A 17971-nucleotide genomic window follows, 5' to 3' on the forward strand; every position below is an offset into this window, starting at 1 on the left:
TGTTATGTCAGTCGAAATTTCTGCACGTCCTGTATACAATCAATCTACGCGCGCTTATTACGCGTCCATCCGCGAGAAAATTGCGTCTCTCGTAGATGAAGTCATTCGGCCTAATGCAGCCCGTACAGATGAAGAAGGAGCTTTTCCACGAGAAAATTTAGAAGCGCTTATTAAAGCAGGCTGGGGAAACATTCTTGTACCAAAAGCATACAGCGGCTTAGAGCTTGATCACGTGGCTTTTGCAATTGTGGCTGAAGAAATTGCAAAAGCTTGTGCTTCCACTGCTTTAGTTTACGTGATGCATGTCGGAGCGGTTCAAACTATTACGCTGTACGGAAACGATGATCAAAAAAAACGCTGGTTACAACCAATTGACCAAGGGCTGATTGGTACGTATTCTACAAGTGAAAAAGCCTCAGGAGGACACTGGTGGTACAACTTCAGTCAAGCGCAGCGAAATAACGAAGATTATGTAGTTAATGCTGACAAATCATTTACTACAAGCGCTGGGCAAGCTGATTTTTATGTGGTTCAAACACGCAGTCCTGAAGCACAAGAAGCAACGGATATTAGCTTTTTTATTATAGACGGAAAATCCGACGGCATCACTGCAAGTCCATGGGAAGCGCTGGGCGTTCGCGGTAATCACAGCGGTCCGATTTCTTATAAAAATGTACACGTGCCAAAAGAAGACCTTCTAGGCAGTGAAGAAACAGGGAAAGAAATCGTCTTAAACGGTGTTTCCCCTATTTATTTAATTGGCCTTGGTTCTGCTTGGCTTGGAGTAGCGGAACATGCGCTAGAGCTTGCGGTTAACCATGCAACGCGAACGATTCACCGCGATTTTAATAACCAGCTTAGCGACTATCAAGTCATTCGCCAGCAGATTGCTGAAGCAAAAGTCCTCATTGAAAGCACAAAACCATGGCAAATTGACTTGGCAGAACAGCTTGATATTTTACAAGCTGAACAAAAAGCACAAGGTGTCCTTACCCTCCCGCTAACTGAATTTAAAGTGCACGCTTCAGAAGTAGCCAACAAAGCAACGCGAATTGCATTGGATGTAAGCGGCGGATACGGCTATAAAAAAGGCCCTATTGAACGTTTGTTCCGAGATGCCAGAGCGGGCATTGCTATGGGCCCTTCTAATAATATTGCCAGAGAATGGATCGGAAAGAACCTTGTAGGGCTTCCGCTTGAACTTTGGATTAAAGGCGGAGAGTAAAGTTTAATACCGTAAAAAAGAGGATCTTTTATAGAGATTCTCTTTTTTACTTTTTTAACGTAACGACTACGCTCCCTATTTTATGTCCTGTTTCTACATACTCATGAGCGTTTGGAATTTGTTCTAAAGAGTAGCATCTATCAATCACTGATTTTATCTGCCCTTCTTCCATCAGTTTTTTTAGAAGCAATAAATCTTTCGTCTGCACTTTGGCAGTTCCTTGCCCTTCGACCGAAACAAAGCGTCCATTTAAGGCTAACGCTTCCTTGCACTGATTTTTTGTGATTTTCCCAACGGCATCAAAGATAAGATCGTATCTTTCTTCTTTTTCAGTAAAATTTTCATGTTGGTAGTCGATGACGCGGTCTGCTCCTAAAGACTTTACTAGTTCACTATTTTTAGCACTGCACACGCCTGTCACTTCAGCTCCGTAATAGCTAGCAAGCTGTACAGCGGCAGTTCCTACGGCACCTGAAGCACCGTAGATAAGCACTTTTTGCCCAGCTTGAATGTTTCCTTTTCTAAAAAAATGGAGAGCCGTCGTGCCGCCGAAAGAAATAGAGGCGGCTTCTTCATGAGTTACATTCTCTGGCTTTACGGCTATTGTCCCCTTTTCTGGTAAGCAGATATATTCCGCATATCCTCCGAACTTCATACCTGGCATTGCAAAAAGCTGATCGCCTTTTTTGAACCGCGTTACGTTCTTTCCGACTTCCTCTACTTCTCCGGACAGCTCTACGCCTAGTATTGATTTTCTAGGCTTCCGTAATCCTAAAACTATTCGCATTGGAAGCCACAATAGCAGTGGACTATTAAAGCTCCTCACTCTGCAGTCGCCCGATGTGACCGTGGTGGCATGAATTTTTAACAGTATTTCATTCTCTGTTGGAATAGGCTTTTCCACTTCTTGAAGCTGAAGAACATCTGGTTTACCATACTTTGTACATACCATTGCTTTCATAATAGCTCTCCCTTCTTCACTAGAGTTCAATATATGTTTATAAACTATGCTCTTCGAAAGCTATTCTTTCACATTTTATAAAGAACGCCGGTGAATCTACTATCACATATGGTAAATAAAAGGATATTGCTATAAAATAAGTATAAAAACAGAAAGCGTGGTACGTGTGATTGTTTAAACTTCTTTTAATTGAAGACGATGTAACACTGTTTAACGAACTGAAAGAGCGGTTGGAGCAATGGTCTTATGATGTTTACGGCATCCGTGATTTCAGTAACGTTATGCAGGAGTTTAGCGAGGTAAAACCTGATTTGGTTATTATGGATATTCAGCTGCCGAAGTATGACGGATTTCACTGGTGCAGAATGATTCGTTCTCACTCAAAAATCCCTATCATCTTCCTATCTTCACGTGATCATCCTTCTGATATGGTAATGTCTATGCAGTTTGGAGCAGACGACTTTGTGCAAAAGCCGTTTCATTTTGATGTGCTTGTAGCAAAAATACAGGCTCTTCTCCGCCGCGTATATAATTACAGCGTTGAACAAGTAAACCTTCTTTCGTGGCAAGGCGCAACGATTGATTATGAAAAAAATAAAGTATCAGCGGGATCTACAGCTATCGATTTAACCAAAAATGAAATCTTTATTTTAAAATGCTTAATACATAAAAAGAATACGATTGTAAGCCGAGATGAACTGATTAATAGTTTGTGGGAAGATAAACGATTTATCAGCGATAATACGCTGACGGTAAACGTCAATCGCCTGCGAAAAAAATTAGATGAAATTGGACTGGGAACTTTTATTGAAACAAAAGTCGGTCAAGGCTACGTAGCCATTGAAGAGGAACGCTATGATTAAACTCTTTATTCGCGAGCGTCTAAGCTGGATCCTTTTCTTTTTTATCATACATTTTTTTATGCTTTTTATCGCGTATATTGATGAATCCATTCCTCTGTCTTCGATTCTCTATATCGTGTTTTTATCATCGATTATCTTTCTTATTTTCTGCGTCTTCCGCTATCAGAAAGAAACGAAATTTTACCAAAAGCTAAAAGATGAAGAAGACTTCTTTGATTCTTCTACTCTTTCTCATCCGCTGCGTCCGTTTGAAAAGATTGTTCAGCGAAATCTGATGCAACAATTAGAACAGGCGAAAAAAGATGGCGTGCAAACTCGGCTGCACGTGACGCAGGAAAAAGATGAACTGTTAGCTTGGATTCACGAAATTAAAACGCCCTTAACTGCGATGCATTTAATAATTGAACGTTTAGAAAATCGAGAAGTTAAAGCAAACTTGACGTTCGAATGGCTCCGTATTCACTTTTTACTTGATCAACAGCTGCATCAAAAGCGCATTTTCTTTATCGAAAATGATATGTATATTGAACATCTGGATTTAGAGTCCCTTATTTTCACTGAAATCAAAACGCTGCAAGCTTGGTGCATGCAAAAAAATATTGGGTTTGATGTAGACCTACAGGCAGAACGTGTACTGTGTGATGCAAAGTGGCTTTCGTTTATTATGAGACAGCTGTTAACAAACGCAGTCAAGTACAGTGAAGAATCTGATGTAATGATTAGAAGCTACGAGCACCACGGTCAAGTATACATCGAGGTAAAAGATAACGGACGGGGCATTTCTCCTCAAGATATGCCGCGCATTTTTGAGAAAGGTTTCACCTCAACTACGCAGCATGAAGACAGCCGTGCTACAGGTATGGGCTTATATCTGGCTAAAAAAGCTGCGCAGGCCCTTTCTATTCACATTGGCGTGCAGTCTGCTCTTAATGAAGGCACAACATTTACACTTGCCTTTCCTAAATCAAATGATTTTGTGGATATGAAAAGCATGTGACAAAAATGTCACATGCTTTCGTTATTTGTTCGGCGAATCAAAGGAAAAGCTAAAGCCCTTTTTCTATAATAAACGTATCAGATTAAAGGAGTGATTACATATGAACATATTAGAAGCAACTAATATTCATAAAAGCTACGGAAATAAATTTAATAGACAAGAAGTATTAAAAGGCGTAGACATTACGATTATGAAAGGAGAATTTGTAGGAATTATGGGCGCTTCAGGATCAGGCAAGACGACGCTTCTGAACGTGCTTTCCTCCATTGATAAAATCAACGGAGGAACCATCAAAATCGAAGGAAATGAAATTAGCAGAATGAAAGAAAAGCAGTTAGCAAACTTCCGAAAAACACATTTAGGCTTTATCTTTCAAGACTATAACTTGCTTGATACGCTGACAGTGAAAGAAAATATCCTCTTGCCTCTTTCTGTTGCAAAAACTCCTTCAGCAGTAGCTCACAAAAAATTTGACGCGCTGGCCAAACAGCTCGGCATCCATGAGCTGAAAGATAAATATCCAAGTGAAATTTCCGGAGGACAAAAGCAGCGTACTTCCGCTGCAAGAGCCTTTATTCATGAGCCAAGCATGATTTTTGCTGATGAACCAACCGGTGCACTTGACTCAAAAGCGGCAAGCGATTTGTTAAACAAACTGACCGAGCTTAATGACAAAAGAAGCGCAAGTATTGTGATGGTAACGCATGACCCAGTGGCAGCCAGCTATTGCAGCAAAGTCATTTTTATAAAAGACGGACAAATTTATACGCAGCTGTACAAAGGCGACCAAACGCAAAAAGCCTTTTTTGACGATATTATGAAAACTCAAGGCGTGCTAGGCGGAGTTCAACATGAACATTAATCAGCTGATTTTTCGCAACTTCAAAAAGAATGTAAAAAACTATTATTTATACGTTTTTGCACTAATTTTCAGCGCAGCTTTATATTTTGCTTTTGTAACGCTGCAGTATGACCCTGCTCTTGATGCAACCAAAGGTTCAATTAAAGGAGGCGCAGCGGTTCGGGCCGCTTCTGTTTTACTTGTTGCCATCGTTTCTATCTTTCTATTATATGCAAACATGATATTCATCAAACGGCGCAGTAAAGAAATTGGCTTATTTCAGCTAATTGGCATGACTAAAACAAGAATTTTCCGGATTTTGACCGTTGAAAATTTTATGCTGTACTTTGCCTCACTGATTGTCGGCATTCTAATCGGGTTTTCGTTTTCAAAAGCGGTCATTATGATTTTGTTTAAAATCACCGACACAAAAGGCATTGCCAAGCTTCATTTTTCCGAAGAAGCCTTGATTCAAACGCTGATTGTATTCGGTGCTATCTATTTGCTGATTATGACGATGAACTATCTTTTTATTAAAAGACAGACCATTTTGGCTTTATTCCGCGTTACGTCATCAACAGAAAGCAAAACAAAAAAAATCAGTATTCTTGAAATTATTATTGGAATTCTTGGCATGATCTTTATTGCTTCCGGCTACTATATTTCTGCTAAATTGTTTGACGGATCTTTTACAAGCATGAATGCTTTGTCCATCGCAATGGTATCCATTTTAGCTTCGGTTATCATTGGAACCTATTTGTTTTATAAAGGCTCAGTTCGCTTTTTATTAAATCTGATGCGAAAAAGCAAAAAAGGCTATTTGTCAATTAACGATGTACTATCTCTTTCTTCGATTATGTTTCGGATGAAATCAAACGCATTGTTGCTGACGGTTATTACAACCGTATCGGCTCTGGCTATTGGCCTATTGTGCTTGAGCTACATCTCTTATTATTCTGCTGAAAAGTCGGCCGAAGATTATGTGCCTAACGATTTTTCTATCAATAATACAAAAGACGCTGCTTCGTTTAAAGCCGCACTGGATCGAAAGAAAATAGCATATACGGAAAAAAAGATCGACGTCATCCAAGTAAAAGCAAACGTAAAAAACATCTTAGAAAATAATTTGGAAGGCCCGATGGTAGACTCGTCCGCTATGGTTTTTTCGGTTGTTAATGAAAAATCTGTTAGTGGTGTAAATGTAGCTCAAAATGAAACTTTGTTTACCGGCTATAATGATATGCTTCAACGAGTAAATTCATTTAAAGATTCCGGAGAAATTGAGCTAAAAGGAAAGAAAAAAGTCATTCCGCAAAAGTATATAGGTTTAAATCGAAAATTTCTCTTATCTACCTATTTTACGAGCGGTATGCCTACTGTGATTGTAGCCGATTCCGTGTTTAATGAACTGGAAAAAGACGTGGATCCTTCTATTCAAAGAGAATCTTCTATGTACACAGGGATAGATATATCACAAGAAAATGACTTACCAAAAGCAAATGAGATTTTCAAAGAAATGAAATTGGGCAATCATACCTTCAATGATTCGCGTATCGAAACGGTAAAAAGCCAAAAGCAGACTATGGGTCTAATTATGTTCATTGTCGCTTTCCTTGGACTAGCCTTTTTAATCACATCAGGGTGCATTCTTTACTTTAAGCAAATGGATGAAAGTGAAGATGAAAAACCAAACTATACGACTCTTAGAAAATTAGGCTTTACCGAAAAAGACTTACTAACTGGCATAATGATTAAGCAGCTTTTTAACTTCGGCATCCCGTTAACCATAGGCTTGCTTCACAGCTATTTTGCCGTCCAATCCGGCTGGTTCTTTTTTGGAACAGAACTTTGGATGCCTATGATTATCGTGATGATTGTCTATACTGCCCTGTACTCTATTTTTGGTATTTTATCTGTTCTTTACTATAAAAAAATTATTAAAGAGGCTCTTTAACGATCAAAGGCACAAGCTATAGCTTGTGCCTTTGATCGTTAAATGCCATTAATTGCTGGCATTTTCTTTATTCCCCTGACTGGCTGCATGTAAAAAATCTTCTAGCCGCTTTTTGACAAACGGCCACTCGTCGTCAATTATACTGAAGATAACCGAATCTCGTACGTCTCCATCAGGTAAAACCATATGTTTTCTGCTGATGCCTTCTTGCGTGGCCCCTAACCGTTTAATAGCTTCTCTAGATCGATTGTTTCGTACATCCGTTTTGAATTGAACGCGGTGAAGCTTCAGCTCTTCAAAACAGTATTTTAATAATAAATACTTACACTCCGTATTAACACGGGTGCGCCACACGCACGGATGATACCATGTCCACCCTATTTCTACGCTTTTGTTGGGAAGTGATATATCTAAAAATCTTGTGCTTCCTACAATCGAATGTGACTCTATATCAAACACAGCAAAAGGCAGCTCTCTTCCCTCTTGCTTGGCTTTTAAAGCACTTGCAATCAGCCGTTTCATATCACTTAGACTATGAACTTTTACCGGGAGATGCTCCCAAATTTCTTTCGGTTTTGCAGCTTCATAGAGTCCTTGCTCATGCATTTTTTCAAGCGGCACTAGCTTTACCGATGTTCCTACAAGTTCACCTGACTTTAGCATAATCTCGCTCCTTTTCGATACGTCTAAAGAAAATGTTAATACATGTATATGTACTGAAAAAGGGTCAGTTTCTGCTTATTGTAAGGTATCACTTTCAGAATACATAGCTAGTGATCAGCTAATTGTTTTTCGAGAAAATCACTTATTGTTTGAAAGGCTTGGTCTGCTGATTCTTTATTAAAGGTTCGTGAAAAAGGATTCATAAAACCATGAACGCCATAAAACGTTATGATTTCCAAAAGCGGCTCTCTTTTTTGCTCCAATGAATTTATTAAAGAGTCTACATCAAATGTTTGCTCTTCAGTAGGAAAAATAAGAAGAGTTGGGCAAGCAGGACTTCTATTTACATAATCTCTAATACGCGATCCGTAACAGCCAATCACAAAGTTACACAAATTGTTTTCACTGCATAGCCACGACATTGTTGCTCCTACACTGAAGCCTATAACTCCTACTTCTTCATATTCTTGTTTTAGTTGAATTAACATGTTATTAATTTGTCTTGAACCCTCATCAATACCAATGTTTTGAACAAAGTTTTGATAAGCCATTCCTTCTTCTTCATAACTATAAGAAACGTCTTTAGATAATAAGTTAGGACAGATAATATCTGCTTCTAACTTAGACAATTTCTCTTTCATAAACTTCATATGATCGTTCACACCGTATATTTCATGAATCAATAAGATCGCTTTATTTGATTTTTCCATTCTTTTTATAAAACAGTCGTTTCCCTTGTCAATTCACGATGCAATACGTCTCCCATGCGCTTCATGCCTTCAACGATTTGTTCAGCAGACATATTAGAATAATTCAAGCGCAGCGCATTGTTTCTTGTGCCGTTTGGAAAGAATGGTGTTCCAGGCACACAGGCTACGTTATTTTTTAGACATTCTGAAAAGATATGTGCTGAATCGATTCCTTGGGGCAGTTCCACCCAAATAAACAATCCGCCTTCTGGCTTACTGTAAGACAAATTCTCCGGGAAAAATTCTTCAATGCACGATAGCATTTGGGTACATCGCTCTTTGTATACGGCTTTAATTTTTTGAATGTGCTCTTCGATATCATAAAGCTCCATGTACTTAGCGGTTACGCGCTGAGCAAAGCTGTCCGTATGCAAGTCAGCCACTTGCTTAAACGCTACGTACTTATCAATAAAAGCTTCATCTGCACATACCCAGCCGATTCGAAGACCTGGTGCAAAGATTTTAGAAAATGTGCTGATGTAAATCACTCTGCCTTCTGTATCAAAATGCTTAACCGGCGGCAGCGTTTCTCCTGCAAATCGGACTCCTCCGTACGGATTATCTTCTACAATTAGCACGTCGTATGCGTTCGCAAGTTCGATCATTCGCTGACGTCTTTCTCGCGTTAAGGTGCGCCCTGTAGGATTTTGAAAATCAGGAATCGTATAAATAAATTTAGCATGGGGATTTTCCTGAAGCTTTTTCTCTAGCTCTTCCATAATCATTCCGTCTTCGTCCATGTCTACTTCTACAAACGTCGCATTGTAGGATTTAAATACGTTAATGGCCGCTAGGTACGTTGGGCTTTCACAGATTACCACGTCTCCGTCATTAAGAAACAGTCTTCCGGTAAGATCTATTGCCTGCTGAGATCCGGACGTAATTAAAATGTTCGAAACTGTGGATTCGATGCCGATATGCTGCATTCGTTTAGAAATTGCTTCTCGTAAAGGGATATACCCCTCTGTTGTACTGTATTGAAGCGAAGCCGCTCCGTCTTCATTTAATACGGCTCGGCACGCATCGTTCATTGCTTCAACGGGAAATAGCTCCGGTGCGGGAAGTCCTCCTGCAAACGAAATGACTTCTGGTCGTTCCGTTACTTTTAAGATTTCACGCGTTTCAGAGGATTTTACAAGACTAGCTCGTTGGGCAAATTTATCTTTCATTGACGATCATTCCTTTTCTAGATTTTAAACTTTTAATAACGGGTTAATTATTCGAATAGTCAGAAAAATTAAAACAAAAACCTTCCCTATGAGCTCAGACTTCTTTTAAGCCTTGGAAAATGCCTTTTTAATAGACAACCAGCATCTGCTTGCTCTCTGACTCTTCATTTCTTCTTGATGCCACGTTCTCCTTTCGGTACATATTTTTCTCATTCACTATTTGTAATACAAATCAAAGGTTGTACGATAATTATGGCCTTGTATTTAATGTATGTTAAAAAGGATAACATAAAAATCAAATAAATAAACAATAAATTCTACAAATTCTTAATTTTTTATACAAATATACTTATTTCAGTAAATTATTTTGTAAGATTCCTTTCCTTTTATACTCGTTAAATCGTTTCATGAGGTAATCATAAACCTGAAATTTAACATTTTATATTGACTGCTTATATCATTAAATGATATATATCAATTAACGATATATCGTTTAATGATATAAGGAGGCTGAATATGCCGCGAAACGATTCATTAGAGACGGGGGAACTTACCGACACGTCCTACTACATCTTAGTGTCCCTCATAGAAGCAAAACACGGATATCTTATTATGAAAACCATTGAAGACATGACCAATCAACAGTTTTCGATTGGACCTGCATCCATGTACACCACGATTAAAAAGCTTCTTGCAGCTGAGTTAATTACGCCTTTTAGCGAAAGCAAAGACAAAAAGAAAACGTATGTTGCAACGGAAAAAGGAATTCAGTTTTTAAAAAAAGAAATTCAGCGCCGTAAAGAAATGATTAAACACGCTGAAGATGCTTTAGGAGGTTTATAAATGAAAAAGACAAAATACATAATGAGCGGCGGAACGGCTTTTGCAGAGAAAGAAGATTTACAAAAGCTCAGCGACTATGCTAAAAAAGGCTGGCTCTTAGATCGTTTTGCATTTTTAGGATATACATTAAAAAAAGGAGAGCCTCAAGACCTTCAATATTCACTGGATTTTCAAGAAAATGCAGATGATGAATATTTTCTGTTTTTTAAAGATGCTGGATGGCATCACATTTGTTCAACAGGTCATGCAATGCATATTTTCAGCGCACCTCCGGGAACAAAACCTATCTATTCTGATGTAGAAACTACTATTGATAGATACAAACGAGAAAAGCATTCGGTAGGCAAAGCAGCTCTATCTATTCTTGTTGCTATGGTGTTTTTTCTGTTTTTTAACGCTATGAGCTCATACGGTTGGCTGCCGGAAGCAGTAGGAATGATTAGCGACATTTTATTAATGATTTCAACAGTGCTTTTAGTATTTCCAGGACTTCCTTACCTGGCGTATCAGCGTAAGTTAAAAAAGCTTCGTAACATTTAAAAATTCCCTTTTCATTGACCTTCCGTATAAAACCCTTTATAATCCTTATTAACTCGATAAGATTTAAAGGTTTTAGTACAGGAGTGATGAAAAGTGAAATGGCTTCATTTTCTGTTTAATGAACGATGCCCTAAATGCAAGCAAGTGTTAAATACATCAAAATCCAATGCGCTTCGCTCTACTGTTGTGAAAGTATGTCCGTTTAACCACTATCAAAAAGAATTTCATCCTGCGCTTGAAACGTTTGTGGAAAGTGATGAAGTACTATAAAAAAAGCTAAAGCTATGGGAATCCATAGCTTTAGCTTTTTTTATAGCAATCCCCACCAAATCTTAATTGTCGTTGCTAAAATTAAACCGGCAAGGATCCACTGAAGCACTTTTGTATTCATTTTCTGCCCCACTTTTGCACCGATTGGAGAGGCAATTAGGCTTGCAGCAACTAAAATAAGTGCAGGTATAAAAGGGATTTGATGCGTTATCAGCTTTCCAACCGTCGAACCAATGGAAGAAATAAAGGTAACGGCTAGTGAAGTTGCGATGGTAATTCGAGTTGAAATTTTAAGCACCACGAGCATCACAGGAACTAAAATAAAGGCTCCTCCTGCTCCTAACACGCCTGCTACGGCTCCGATAAGCAGTGATAAAATAGAAGCTAATCCTTTATTGAATTGAAGTTCGCCTTCTTTTATCTCATCTAAATTTTTCTTTGGAATAAACATCATAATAACCGCAATAAGAGCTAAAACTCCATATACAACATTTAATCCTTGTTCACTCATATAATGTGAGCTGTAGCTTCCAAGCATGCTGCCGATTAGAATATTGCTGCCCATATATAAAATTAATGGTTTGTTTAAAAATCCGCTTTTTCGATATGCCCATACGCCGCCTATTGTCGCAAAGAATACTTGAATAGCTCCTGCACCTGAGACTTGATGCGCGGTTAATGCTCCTACTCCTACTAATGGAGGAATATATAACAGCATCGGATAATTAATAACAGACCCGCCAATACCGACCATACCGGAAATAAACGACCCAATAAATCCAATGAGAAAAAGCGTGATGATAAATGTAAGATCCATCTATAGTCGCTCCGTTTCATATAAGGAAAGGGTACCTTTTACAAGAGATACCCTTTTCGTCCATTATTTCTTATCCTTTTTTAATCCAAAATTTAAGAACGTCGCCTTCTTCTGTCTGAAGAAGCTCGTGACCGACAGAATTAGCCCAGGCTGCAAGGTCATTTTTCGCCCCTTTATCCGTTGCGCGAATTTCTAACACTTGACCTGCTTCAAGTTCATTCATTGCTTTTTTTGTTTTAACAATCGGCATTGGACATGCCAGCCCTTTTGCATCTAGTACTTTATTTGATTCCATTTCTTTCTCTCCTTTCGTTAGATTGAATTTTTCACTTAGCGAATCGCACAGCGGTTTGGTCCAATTTCCATTTCACGCTGTTTTTCTTCATCTGGACTTACTTTTCCCATATTGGTTTCACGGATTTCTTGATATGCATTTGGCTGCGGCGGTAAGTTATCTGTTACTAAGTGTCTGAACGCTGCTTCGTCTTCAATATTTAGTCCATGATTTTCCGCAAACAAAGTACCTAATTTTTCAGCTACGCTGCCGTTGTCATTTAGCTCATCAATAATCATAAAATGAGCTGGCAATACGATTAGCTCATCTGATAATGCTTTATAGCGTGTATAAAGCGTCTCGCGCAGATCGCCTACCCAGTCTTCAGCCATACCAGCTAAATCAGGACGTCCAATTGAATCGATGAACAAAATATCACCTGAAAGCAAGTATTGATCGTCTACGATAAAAGAAGTTGATCCAATCGTATGACCCGGTGAATAAAGAGGCTGAATCGTAATCGTTGTGTTACCAATCACGACATCACTGCCTTCTTCTAACGCCTTGTAGTCAAAAACCACTTCTTCTGCATCTTTTGGAGGCAGCCAGTAAGCTGCATTTGTTGCTTCAGCAATAACTCTTCCTCCTGAAATGTGATCTGCATGAAGGTGAGTATCAAACACGTGCTTAACTGTGACACCAAGTTCTTTGGCAAAGTTAATATACACATCCGCCATACGCGTCGCATCAATAATAGCAGCTTCACCGTTCGATACGATCATATATGATAGGCATCCTTTACCGATACGAACAAACTGATAGATCTCTCCGCCGTCTTTTAAATCTCCGACTTTAACAGGCTCTAAATATTCACTCCACGCTTTCATACCGCCTTTTAGGTACGATACGGTAAGACCCGCTTCTGAAAGCATGTCAGCTACCATAACGGATGAACCTTCTTTGGCGCAGACAACTAACACTTCTTTATCAGAAGGGATTTTTTCTAAGATTTCTTCTACTCCGTCTAAAAGATCGAAGTACGGCACGTTTAAATGCTGAAATTGATGACCTTCAATTTTCCAATCGCTAAAATCACTTTCGTTACGAACGTCCAAGATAAATAACGCTTCTTTATTGATAATTTTAGATGTAACTTCTTTTGCAGTAAGAACATGCACTGTCATATTAAAATACCTCCTTAGGTATATAAAATATCAAATTTTTTTAATTCACTATGATTCATTGGTTACTCTACTTTACCTGTCCAGTCACACATACCAGGAACCACGTTAATTAAGTTTTTAAAGCCTTGCTTTTTCATCGTTTGCCCTGCCATTTCACTTCGTCTTCCAGAGTGGCAAATAATATAAATTTCATTCTCTTTATTTAACTCATTCGAACGTTTTTCTACTTCACCAAGCGGAATATGAACTACGCCTGGAATATGAGCTGCATCATATTCTTCTACTTCACGAACGTCTAAAATATGAAGATGTTCATCATTTTCTACTTTTTTCGCAAATTCTTCTAATGGAATTTCAGGAATTGGCGTTACGTTTTTTTCGGCACCGCCTTTACGAAGAAAGTGGTGAAGAACGTCACCTTCTGTCTCGGTACCTAAATACTCATGACCTGTGCTTTTTGCCCACGCTTGTAAGTCAGCCGTAGAGCCTTTATCCGTTGCTTGAATTTCTAGTACTTGACCTGCTTCTAATTCATTCATCTTTTTCTTAGTTCTTACGATTGGCATTGGACACGCAAACCCTTTTGCATCTAATACGAAGTTTGCTTGCATCATTTCTTTTTCCTCCTTGGTTTAAATACTAGTAGGGGTATATTTTTCTCTAAAAAAATTAGACCGTTTCCCCTTTCCACTCCATCATTCCGCCGGTCATATTCGTTACACTGTAGCCTTGCTGCTCAAGAAAACGAACTGCCATTCCGCTTCTGCCACCAGAACGACAGACAACAATATAATTTTTTGCTTTATCTAACTCATGCATACGGAATTCTAATAAAGGAAGCGGGATATTTAACGCGTCTGGAATTTTACCTGTTTTTACTTCCTCTACTTCACGCACGTCTAAAATGTGAATTTGTTCTTGTTTTTTTACTAATTGTTCTACTTCTTGTGCTGTTATTGCCTTCACGCTACGTCTCCTCCTTCTTGATTTATCTCCACGTATTCATTCCGCCTTTAATGTTGGTGATGGATGTAAAACCTTGCTTTTTCAAAAGCTTACTTGCTTTCATACTTCTCATTCCGCTTTGACAAATAACGACTACTTCTCTGTCTTTTGAAAGCTGGCCTGTTTGCGCCGGCAGTTCTGATAAAGGAATGTTTCGAAATCCTTTAATATGTTTGGTACGAAATTCATGCGGTGTTCGCACGTCGATCAACTGGTTATTTTTATTTTTCAACTTTGCTTTTAACTCCGTTGTGGCTATTTGCTGAATACCTTTTACTGGTGCAAAACGTTGATACAAAAACCACAACAGAAAGACGATAATAAGCGCATTGATAATCATATTAACCCTCGCTTCATGAGTTATCTTTTAGATGAATAAGTTTACGTTTCCGTCTTCTGCGTCGGCTAGATACGCCGCTACGCCTGCATATTCAATATTATCTAGCAGTTCTTTTTCCTGTAACCCTAGAAGATCCATGGTCATCGTACAAGCCACTAGCTTCACATCTTGTTCTTGTGCCATTTCGATAAGCTCCGGCAGCGTTAGGGCATTATGCTTTTTCATTACGTTTTTAATCATTTTAGCTCCCATACCTGCAAAGTTCATTTTAGATAAGCCCATTTTATCCGCACCGCGCGGCATCATTTTGCCAAACATCTTTTCTAAAAACCCTTTTTTCACCGGCACCATTTCTTCTTTACGAAGCGCATTTAACCCCCAAAACGTATGGAATATCGTCACTTCGTGATCATAAGCTGCCGCTCCGTTAGCAATAATATAAGCTGCCATCGCTTTATCGTAATCACCGCTAAATAATACAATCGTTGTTCGTTTCTTTTGATCAGTCATGTTGTTCCTCCTATTACCCTAAGGGGTATATTTAAATCTAAAAAAATTAGCCTTTTTGAATGTAAAAGATAAATGTGCTGTCTTCTTCTTTAAAATCAATAAGCTCGTGTCCTGTTGATTTTGCCCAAGCTGTTAAATCACTTTTAGCACCTTTATCTGTCGTTTGCACTTCTAATACTTGACCTGTTGTTAAAGTATCCATTGCTTTTTTTGTTTTTACGATTGGCATTGGACACGCTAATCCTTTTGCATCTAAAACTTGATCAATTTTCATAGTATTTATCTCTCCTTTTTATATACATATACCTGTAAGGGTATATTATACTGAATAATGATATTCGTCAACCTTAAACAAGGTGACAATTATTAACGACTTTTCACTAACAGCTGTACAGCTTCTTTCACTAAACCTTCCGTTGGCTCTCCTTGCTCCAGGCTTTCTCTGACGCACTGTTCAAGATTGCTGCTCACAATGACTCCCATTGTGCGATCAATGGCACTTCTTGCAGCAGATAATTGAGTCACGACGTCTCGGCAGTCTTTTCCTTGCTCCATCATGCTAAGCACGCCTTTTAGCTGGCCTTCAATTCGGCGCAGGCGATTTTTCACTTGTTGGTTATACTCCATAATCGAATACCCCTTTCTTTCCTTTATTTTTACACTTACACGCTGCTAACTCATAGCTGCGCACTTCAAAACCTTTTTTTCGTAAGAACCGTACGCCTAAATTTAACTCCACTCTATCTGCGGCAATCAGATGAACGCTGCCCTGTGGAATTTCTGAATAAAAGCGTTTGAGATACGCATACGGAATAACTATACCAATAGAATCGCGAACTTCATGATAATGACGAATATCTACAACCGTTGGCCCAAGTTCTTTTGCTTCAGATTCACGTATGCACTGTATTCCTTTAACAGGATAATAACGTCTGTATGCGATAAATGAAATAGCAAGCAACAACACTGCTATATAGAGCATAACAATCACCGCTTTGCTATCAATTTGATGTTGTTTACATGCTCTATTATTATACCCCTATAGGTATATTGTCAAGCAAGAAAATTATGTTTAATTTTTGCTTGTTTACATAGTTGCTTTACTGCGAACTATTTCATTTTATACAGCTTAAACATCATGAATGGTGGTCTTTAATCCGCTTTATTTGTGTATCCCCTACCCTATCGACCAAACATATTCTTCATCATCGTCGCTCGTATACAGCGCTGAAAATCAAGCTTACTGCATCATTCACGTCTACACACAAAAGGTCCCGTTCCCAAGGAGAACCGGACCTTTTATGGTAAAAAGCTGATTAGCTTTGATGATAAATATTATGCCATTGATTCCACGAACTGTGTGGATGCTGATGGTGCCACTGATTCCATGGCACATATGGATTTTGCTGGTGCCACTGATTCCACGTACCGTGCGGATACTGATGATGCCACTGATTCCAAGGTGTATATGGATGTTGTTGATGCCATTGATTCCATGTGCCGTGCGGATACTGGTGATGCCACTGCTCCCAAGGTACATGGGGATGTTGCTGATGCCATTGATTCCATGTGCCGTGCGGATGCTGGTGATGCCATTGTTCCCATGGAACATAATGCTGCTGTCCTTGATGCATATTTCTTCAACTCCTTTTCCTTTGCCACATCATATGTTTTTTTTAGGATTTAGAGCTTATCTATTTTAAAATATAGGCGTTTGATTAATTGTGAATTAAATTACGTATTTCCTATCTTTACTTATACGCATGAGCTCTTGTTTTATAAGTGGAAGCACGTATTTATCTAGAAGTATAGAATGAATATTTCTTATGATTCACGTTATTGCTAATAATATTTCTTTAAGGGGTCTGTGTTTTTTTGGATGCATTTGTCTTCCCATAAAAAAACACCTTCTCATTTGAGAAGGTGTTTTGGAATTAACCTACGATATTATAACCAGCGTCTACGTGTACGATTTCTCCTGTTACGCCGCGTGAAAGATGGCTCAGTAATACAACCGTCATGTCGCCAACTTCTGCTTGCGTTACGTTACGCTTAAGAGGTGCTTTTTCTTCAACTTTGTGAAGAATTTGGTTAAAGTCAGAAATACCTTTTGCTGCAAGTGTACGAATTGGACCTGCTGAAATCGCGTTTACGCGGATATTGTCTTTCCCTAAGTCTAACGCTAAGTATTTTACTGAAGACTCAAGCGCTGCTTTCGCTACGCCCATTACGTTATAGCCTTCAACTGCGCGTTCTGCACCAAGATAGCTCATTGCTACAAGAGAACCGCCTTCTGTCATAAGAGGTTTTACTGCTTTCGCTACCGCGATAAATGAATAAGCGCTTGTATCTTGAGCAAATGCATATCCGCTTCTTGATGTATTGATGAACTCGCCGTTTAAATCTTCTGAGTGAGCAAACGCAACAGAGTGAATCACTCCGTGAACTGTGCCTGCTTCTTCTCCGATTTTTTTGAAAGCTGCTTCAATGCTTTCGTCGCTGTTTACATCACATTCAGCAATTAATGATGCTTGAATTTCATTTTTTTCTAACAGCTTGTTCAATTTTCCTAGTGAACGTTCTTTACGGTATGTAAAAATTAAGTTTGCTCCTACTTGATGAAGGGCTTTTGCAACACCCCAAGCAATACTTCTGTCGTTGGCAACTCCCATAATAACAATGTTCTTGTTCTTTAATTGTAATAAATCTTCCATATTATCCTCCAAAAAAAATTAGTCATCAATGATGACTAATAGGTAATTGTAT

24 protein-coding genes are annotated in these 17971 nt (G+C 38.7%); 8 read left to right on the plus strand and 16 right to left on the minus strand.

Annotated elements, in window-relative coordinates:
• Positions 1-4 precede the first annotated feature (4 nt).
• Positions 5-1225, plus strand: a complete 1221-nt coding sequence (locus ACN6NE_RS00810; RefSeq protein WP_474324090.1) for an acyl-CoA dehydrogenase family protein — start codon at positions 5-7, stop codon at positions 1223-1225.
• A gap of 46 nt (positions 1226-1271) precedes the next feature.
• On the opposite strand, the gene ACN6NE_RS00815 is transcribed toward ACN6NE_RS00810, so the two are convergent.
• Complete coding sequence (locus tag ACN6NE_RS00815; protein ID WP_474324092.1) at positions 1272-2186, minus strand: NAD(P)-dependent alcohol dehydrogenase; 915 nt, start codon at positions 2184-2186, stop codon at positions 1272-1274.
• Positions 2187-2356: 170 nt separating this feature from the next.
• Between ACN6NE_RS00815 and ACN6NE_RS00820 the strand changes: the two genes are divergently transcribed.
• The 4 genes from ACN6NE_RS00820 to ACN6NE_RS00835 all read left to right on the plus strand — a co-directional run bounded on the left by ACN6NE_RS00820 (position 2357) and on the right by ACN6NE_RS00835 (position 6841).
• Positions 2357-3049 carry a response regulator transcription factor gene (locus ACN6NE_RS00820; RefSeq protein ID WP_098332368.1) on the plus strand — a complete coding sequence of 231 codons (693 nt, stop codon included), beginning with the start codon at positions 2357-2359 and terminating at the stop codon, positions 3047-3049.
• Positions 3042-4046 carry a sensor histidine kinase gene (locus ACN6NE_RS00825; RefSeq protein WP_474324094.1) on the plus strand — a complete coding sequence of 335 codons (1005 nt, stop codon included), beginning with the start codon at positions 3042-3044 and terminating at the stop codon, positions 4044-4046. The genes ACN6NE_RS00820 and ACN6NE_RS00825 overlap by 8 nt, the downstream gene beginning before the upstream one ends.
• Positions 4047-4146: 100 nt before the next feature.
• Entirely contained in the window at positions 4147-4908 is a 762-nt protein-coding gene (locus ACN6NE_RS00830; protein ID WP_129710620.1) for an ABC transporter ATP-binding protein, read from the plus strand.
• Positions 4898-6841 (plus strand): FtsX-like permease family protein, encoded by a 1944-nt coding sequence (locus tag ACN6NE_RS00835; protein WP_474324096.1) that lies wholly within the window; start codon positions 4898-4900, stop codon positions 6839-6841. The genes ACN6NE_RS00830 and ACN6NE_RS00835 overlap by 11 nt, the downstream gene beginning before the upstream one ends.
• Before the next feature lie 48 nt (positions 6842-6889).
• On the opposite strand, the gene ACN6NE_RS00840 is transcribed toward ACN6NE_RS00835, so the two are convergent.
• The 3 genes from ACN6NE_RS00840 to ACN6NE_RS00850 all read right to left on the minus strand — a co-directional run bounded on the left by ACN6NE_RS00840 (position 6890) and on the right by ACN6NE_RS00850 (position 9422).
• Positions 6890-7504: a GNAT family N-acetyltransferase gene (locus tag ACN6NE_RS00840; RefSeq protein WP_474324098.1), complete on the minus strand. Its 615-nt coding sequence runs from the start codon at positions 7502-7504 to the stop codon at positions 6890-6892.
• 107 nt (positions 7505-7611) lie between these two features.
• On the minus strand, positions 7612-8154 hold the full coding sequence (locus ACN6NE_RS00845) for a dienelactone hydrolase family protein (protein ID WP_474324100.1): 543 nt from the start codon (positions 8152-8154) through the stop codon (positions 7612-7614).
• Between the two features lie 65 nt (positions 8155-8219).
• Positions 8220-9422 carry an aminotransferase-like domain-containing protein gene (locus ACN6NE_RS00850; RefSeq protein ID WP_129710624.1) on the minus strand — a complete coding sequence of 401 codons (1203 nt, stop codon included), beginning with the start codon at positions 9420-9422 and terminating at the stop codon, positions 8220-8222.
• 516 nt (positions 9423-9938) lie between these two features.
• Between ACN6NE_RS00850 and ACN6NE_RS00855 the strand changes: the two genes are divergently transcribed.
• From ACN6NE_RS00855 to ACN6NE_RS00865, 3 genes are all read left to right on the plus strand, one after another.
• A complete protein-coding gene (locus ACN6NE_RS00855; RefSeq protein ID WP_474324102.1) occupies positions 9939-10265 on the plus strand; it encodes a PadR family transcriptional regulator in 327 nt (108 codons plus the stop codon).
• Positions 10266-10805 (plus strand): DUF2812 domain-containing protein, encoded by a 540-nt coding sequence (locus ACN6NE_RS00860; protein ID WP_474324104.1) that lies wholly within the window; start codon positions 10266-10268, stop codon positions 10803-10805.
• 93 nt (positions 10806-10898) lie between these two features.
• Positions 10899-11075, plus strand: a complete 177-nt coding sequence (locus ACN6NE_RS00865; RefSeq protein ID WP_474324106.1) for a hypothetical protein — start codon at positions 10899-10901, stop codon at positions 11073-11075.
• A gap of 40 nt (positions 11076-11115) precedes the next feature.
• On the opposite strand, the gene ACN6NE_RS00870 is transcribed toward ACN6NE_RS00865, so the two are convergent.
• From ACN6NE_RS00870 to fabI, 12 genes are all read right to left on the minus strand, one after another.
• On the minus strand, positions 11116-11892 hold the full coding sequence (locus ACN6NE_RS00870; protein ID WP_474324107.1) for a sulfite exporter TauE/SafE family protein: 777 nt from the start codon (positions 11890-11892) through the stop codon (positions 11116-11118).
• 70 nt (positions 11893-11962) lie between these two features.
• The gene (locus ACN6NE_RS00875; RefSeq protein ID WP_474324108.1) at positions 11963-12187 is read right to left on the minus strand and encodes a sulfurtransferase TusA family protein; all 225 of its coding nucleotides are present in this window, start codon (positions 12185-12187) and stop codon (positions 11963-11965) included.
• A 35-nt stretch (positions 12188-12222) separates the two neighbouring features.
• Entirely contained in the window at positions 12223-13350 is a 1128-nt protein-coding gene (locus ACN6NE_RS00880) for an MBL fold metallo-hydrolase (protein WP_474324109.1), read from the minus strand.
• Between the two features lie 62 nt (positions 13351-13412).
• A complete protein-coding gene (locus ACN6NE_RS00885) occupies positions 13413-13964 on the minus strand; it encodes a sulfurtransferase TusA family protein (protein WP_474324111.1) in 552 nt (183 codons plus the stop codon).
• Between the two features lie 55 nt (positions 13965-14019).
• Positions 14020-14316 (minus strand): rhodanese-like domain-containing protein, encoded by a 297-nt coding sequence (locus ACN6NE_RS00890; protein ID WP_474324112.1) that lies wholly within the window; start codon positions 14314-14316, stop codon positions 14020-14022.
• A gap of 22 nt (positions 14317-14338) precedes the next feature.
• Positions 14339-14695 carry a rhodanese-like domain-containing protein gene (locus tag ACN6NE_RS00895; RefSeq protein WP_129710629.1) on the minus strand — a complete coding sequence of 119 codons (357 nt, stop codon included), beginning with the start codon at positions 14693-14695 and terminating at the stop codon, positions 14339-14341.
• A 27-nt stretch (positions 14696-14722) separates the two neighbouring features.
• On the minus strand, positions 14723-15205 hold the full coding sequence (locus tag ACN6NE_RS00900; RefSeq protein ID WP_474324114.1) for a DsrE/DsrF/DrsH-like family protein: 483 nt from the start codon (positions 15203-15205) through the stop codon (positions 14723-14725).
• Between the two features lie 46 nt (positions 15206-15251).
• Positions 15252-15479, minus strand: coding sequence for a sulfurtransferase TusA family protein (locus tag ACN6NE_RS00905; protein ID WP_474324116.1), 228 nt, complete (start codon positions 15477-15479; stop codon positions 15252-15254).
• Between the two features lie 92 nt (positions 15480-15571).
• The gene (locus ACN6NE_RS00910; protein WP_028409367.1) at positions 15572-15832 is read right to left on the minus strand and encodes a metal-sensitive transcriptional regulator; all 261 of its coding nucleotides are present in this window, start codon (positions 15830-15832) and stop codon (positions 15572-15574) included.
• Positions 15822-16187: a sulfurtransferase gene (locus tag ACN6NE_RS00915; RefSeq protein WP_129710630.1), complete on the minus strand. Its 366-nt coding sequence runs from the start codon at positions 16185-16187 to the stop codon at positions 15822-15824. The genes ACN6NE_RS00910 and ACN6NE_RS00915 overlap by 11 nt, the downstream gene beginning before the upstream one ends.
• A gap of 334 nt (positions 16188-16521) precedes the next feature.
• The gene (locus ACN6NE_RS00920; protein WP_129710631.1) at positions 16522-16839 is read right to left on the minus strand and encodes a hypothetical protein; all 318 of its coding nucleotides are present in this window, start codon (positions 16837-16839) and stop codon (positions 16522-16524) included.
• A 300-nt stretch (positions 16840-17139) separates the two neighbouring features.
• A complete protein-coding gene (fabI, locus tag ACN6NE_RS00925; RefSeq protein ID WP_129710632.1) occupies positions 17140-17919 on the minus strand; it encodes an enoyl-ACP reductase FabI in 780 nt (259 codons plus the stop codon).
• Positions 17920-17971: the final 52 nt, after the last annotated feature.

Source organism: Priestia sp. 53B2, from assembly GCF_056099005.1.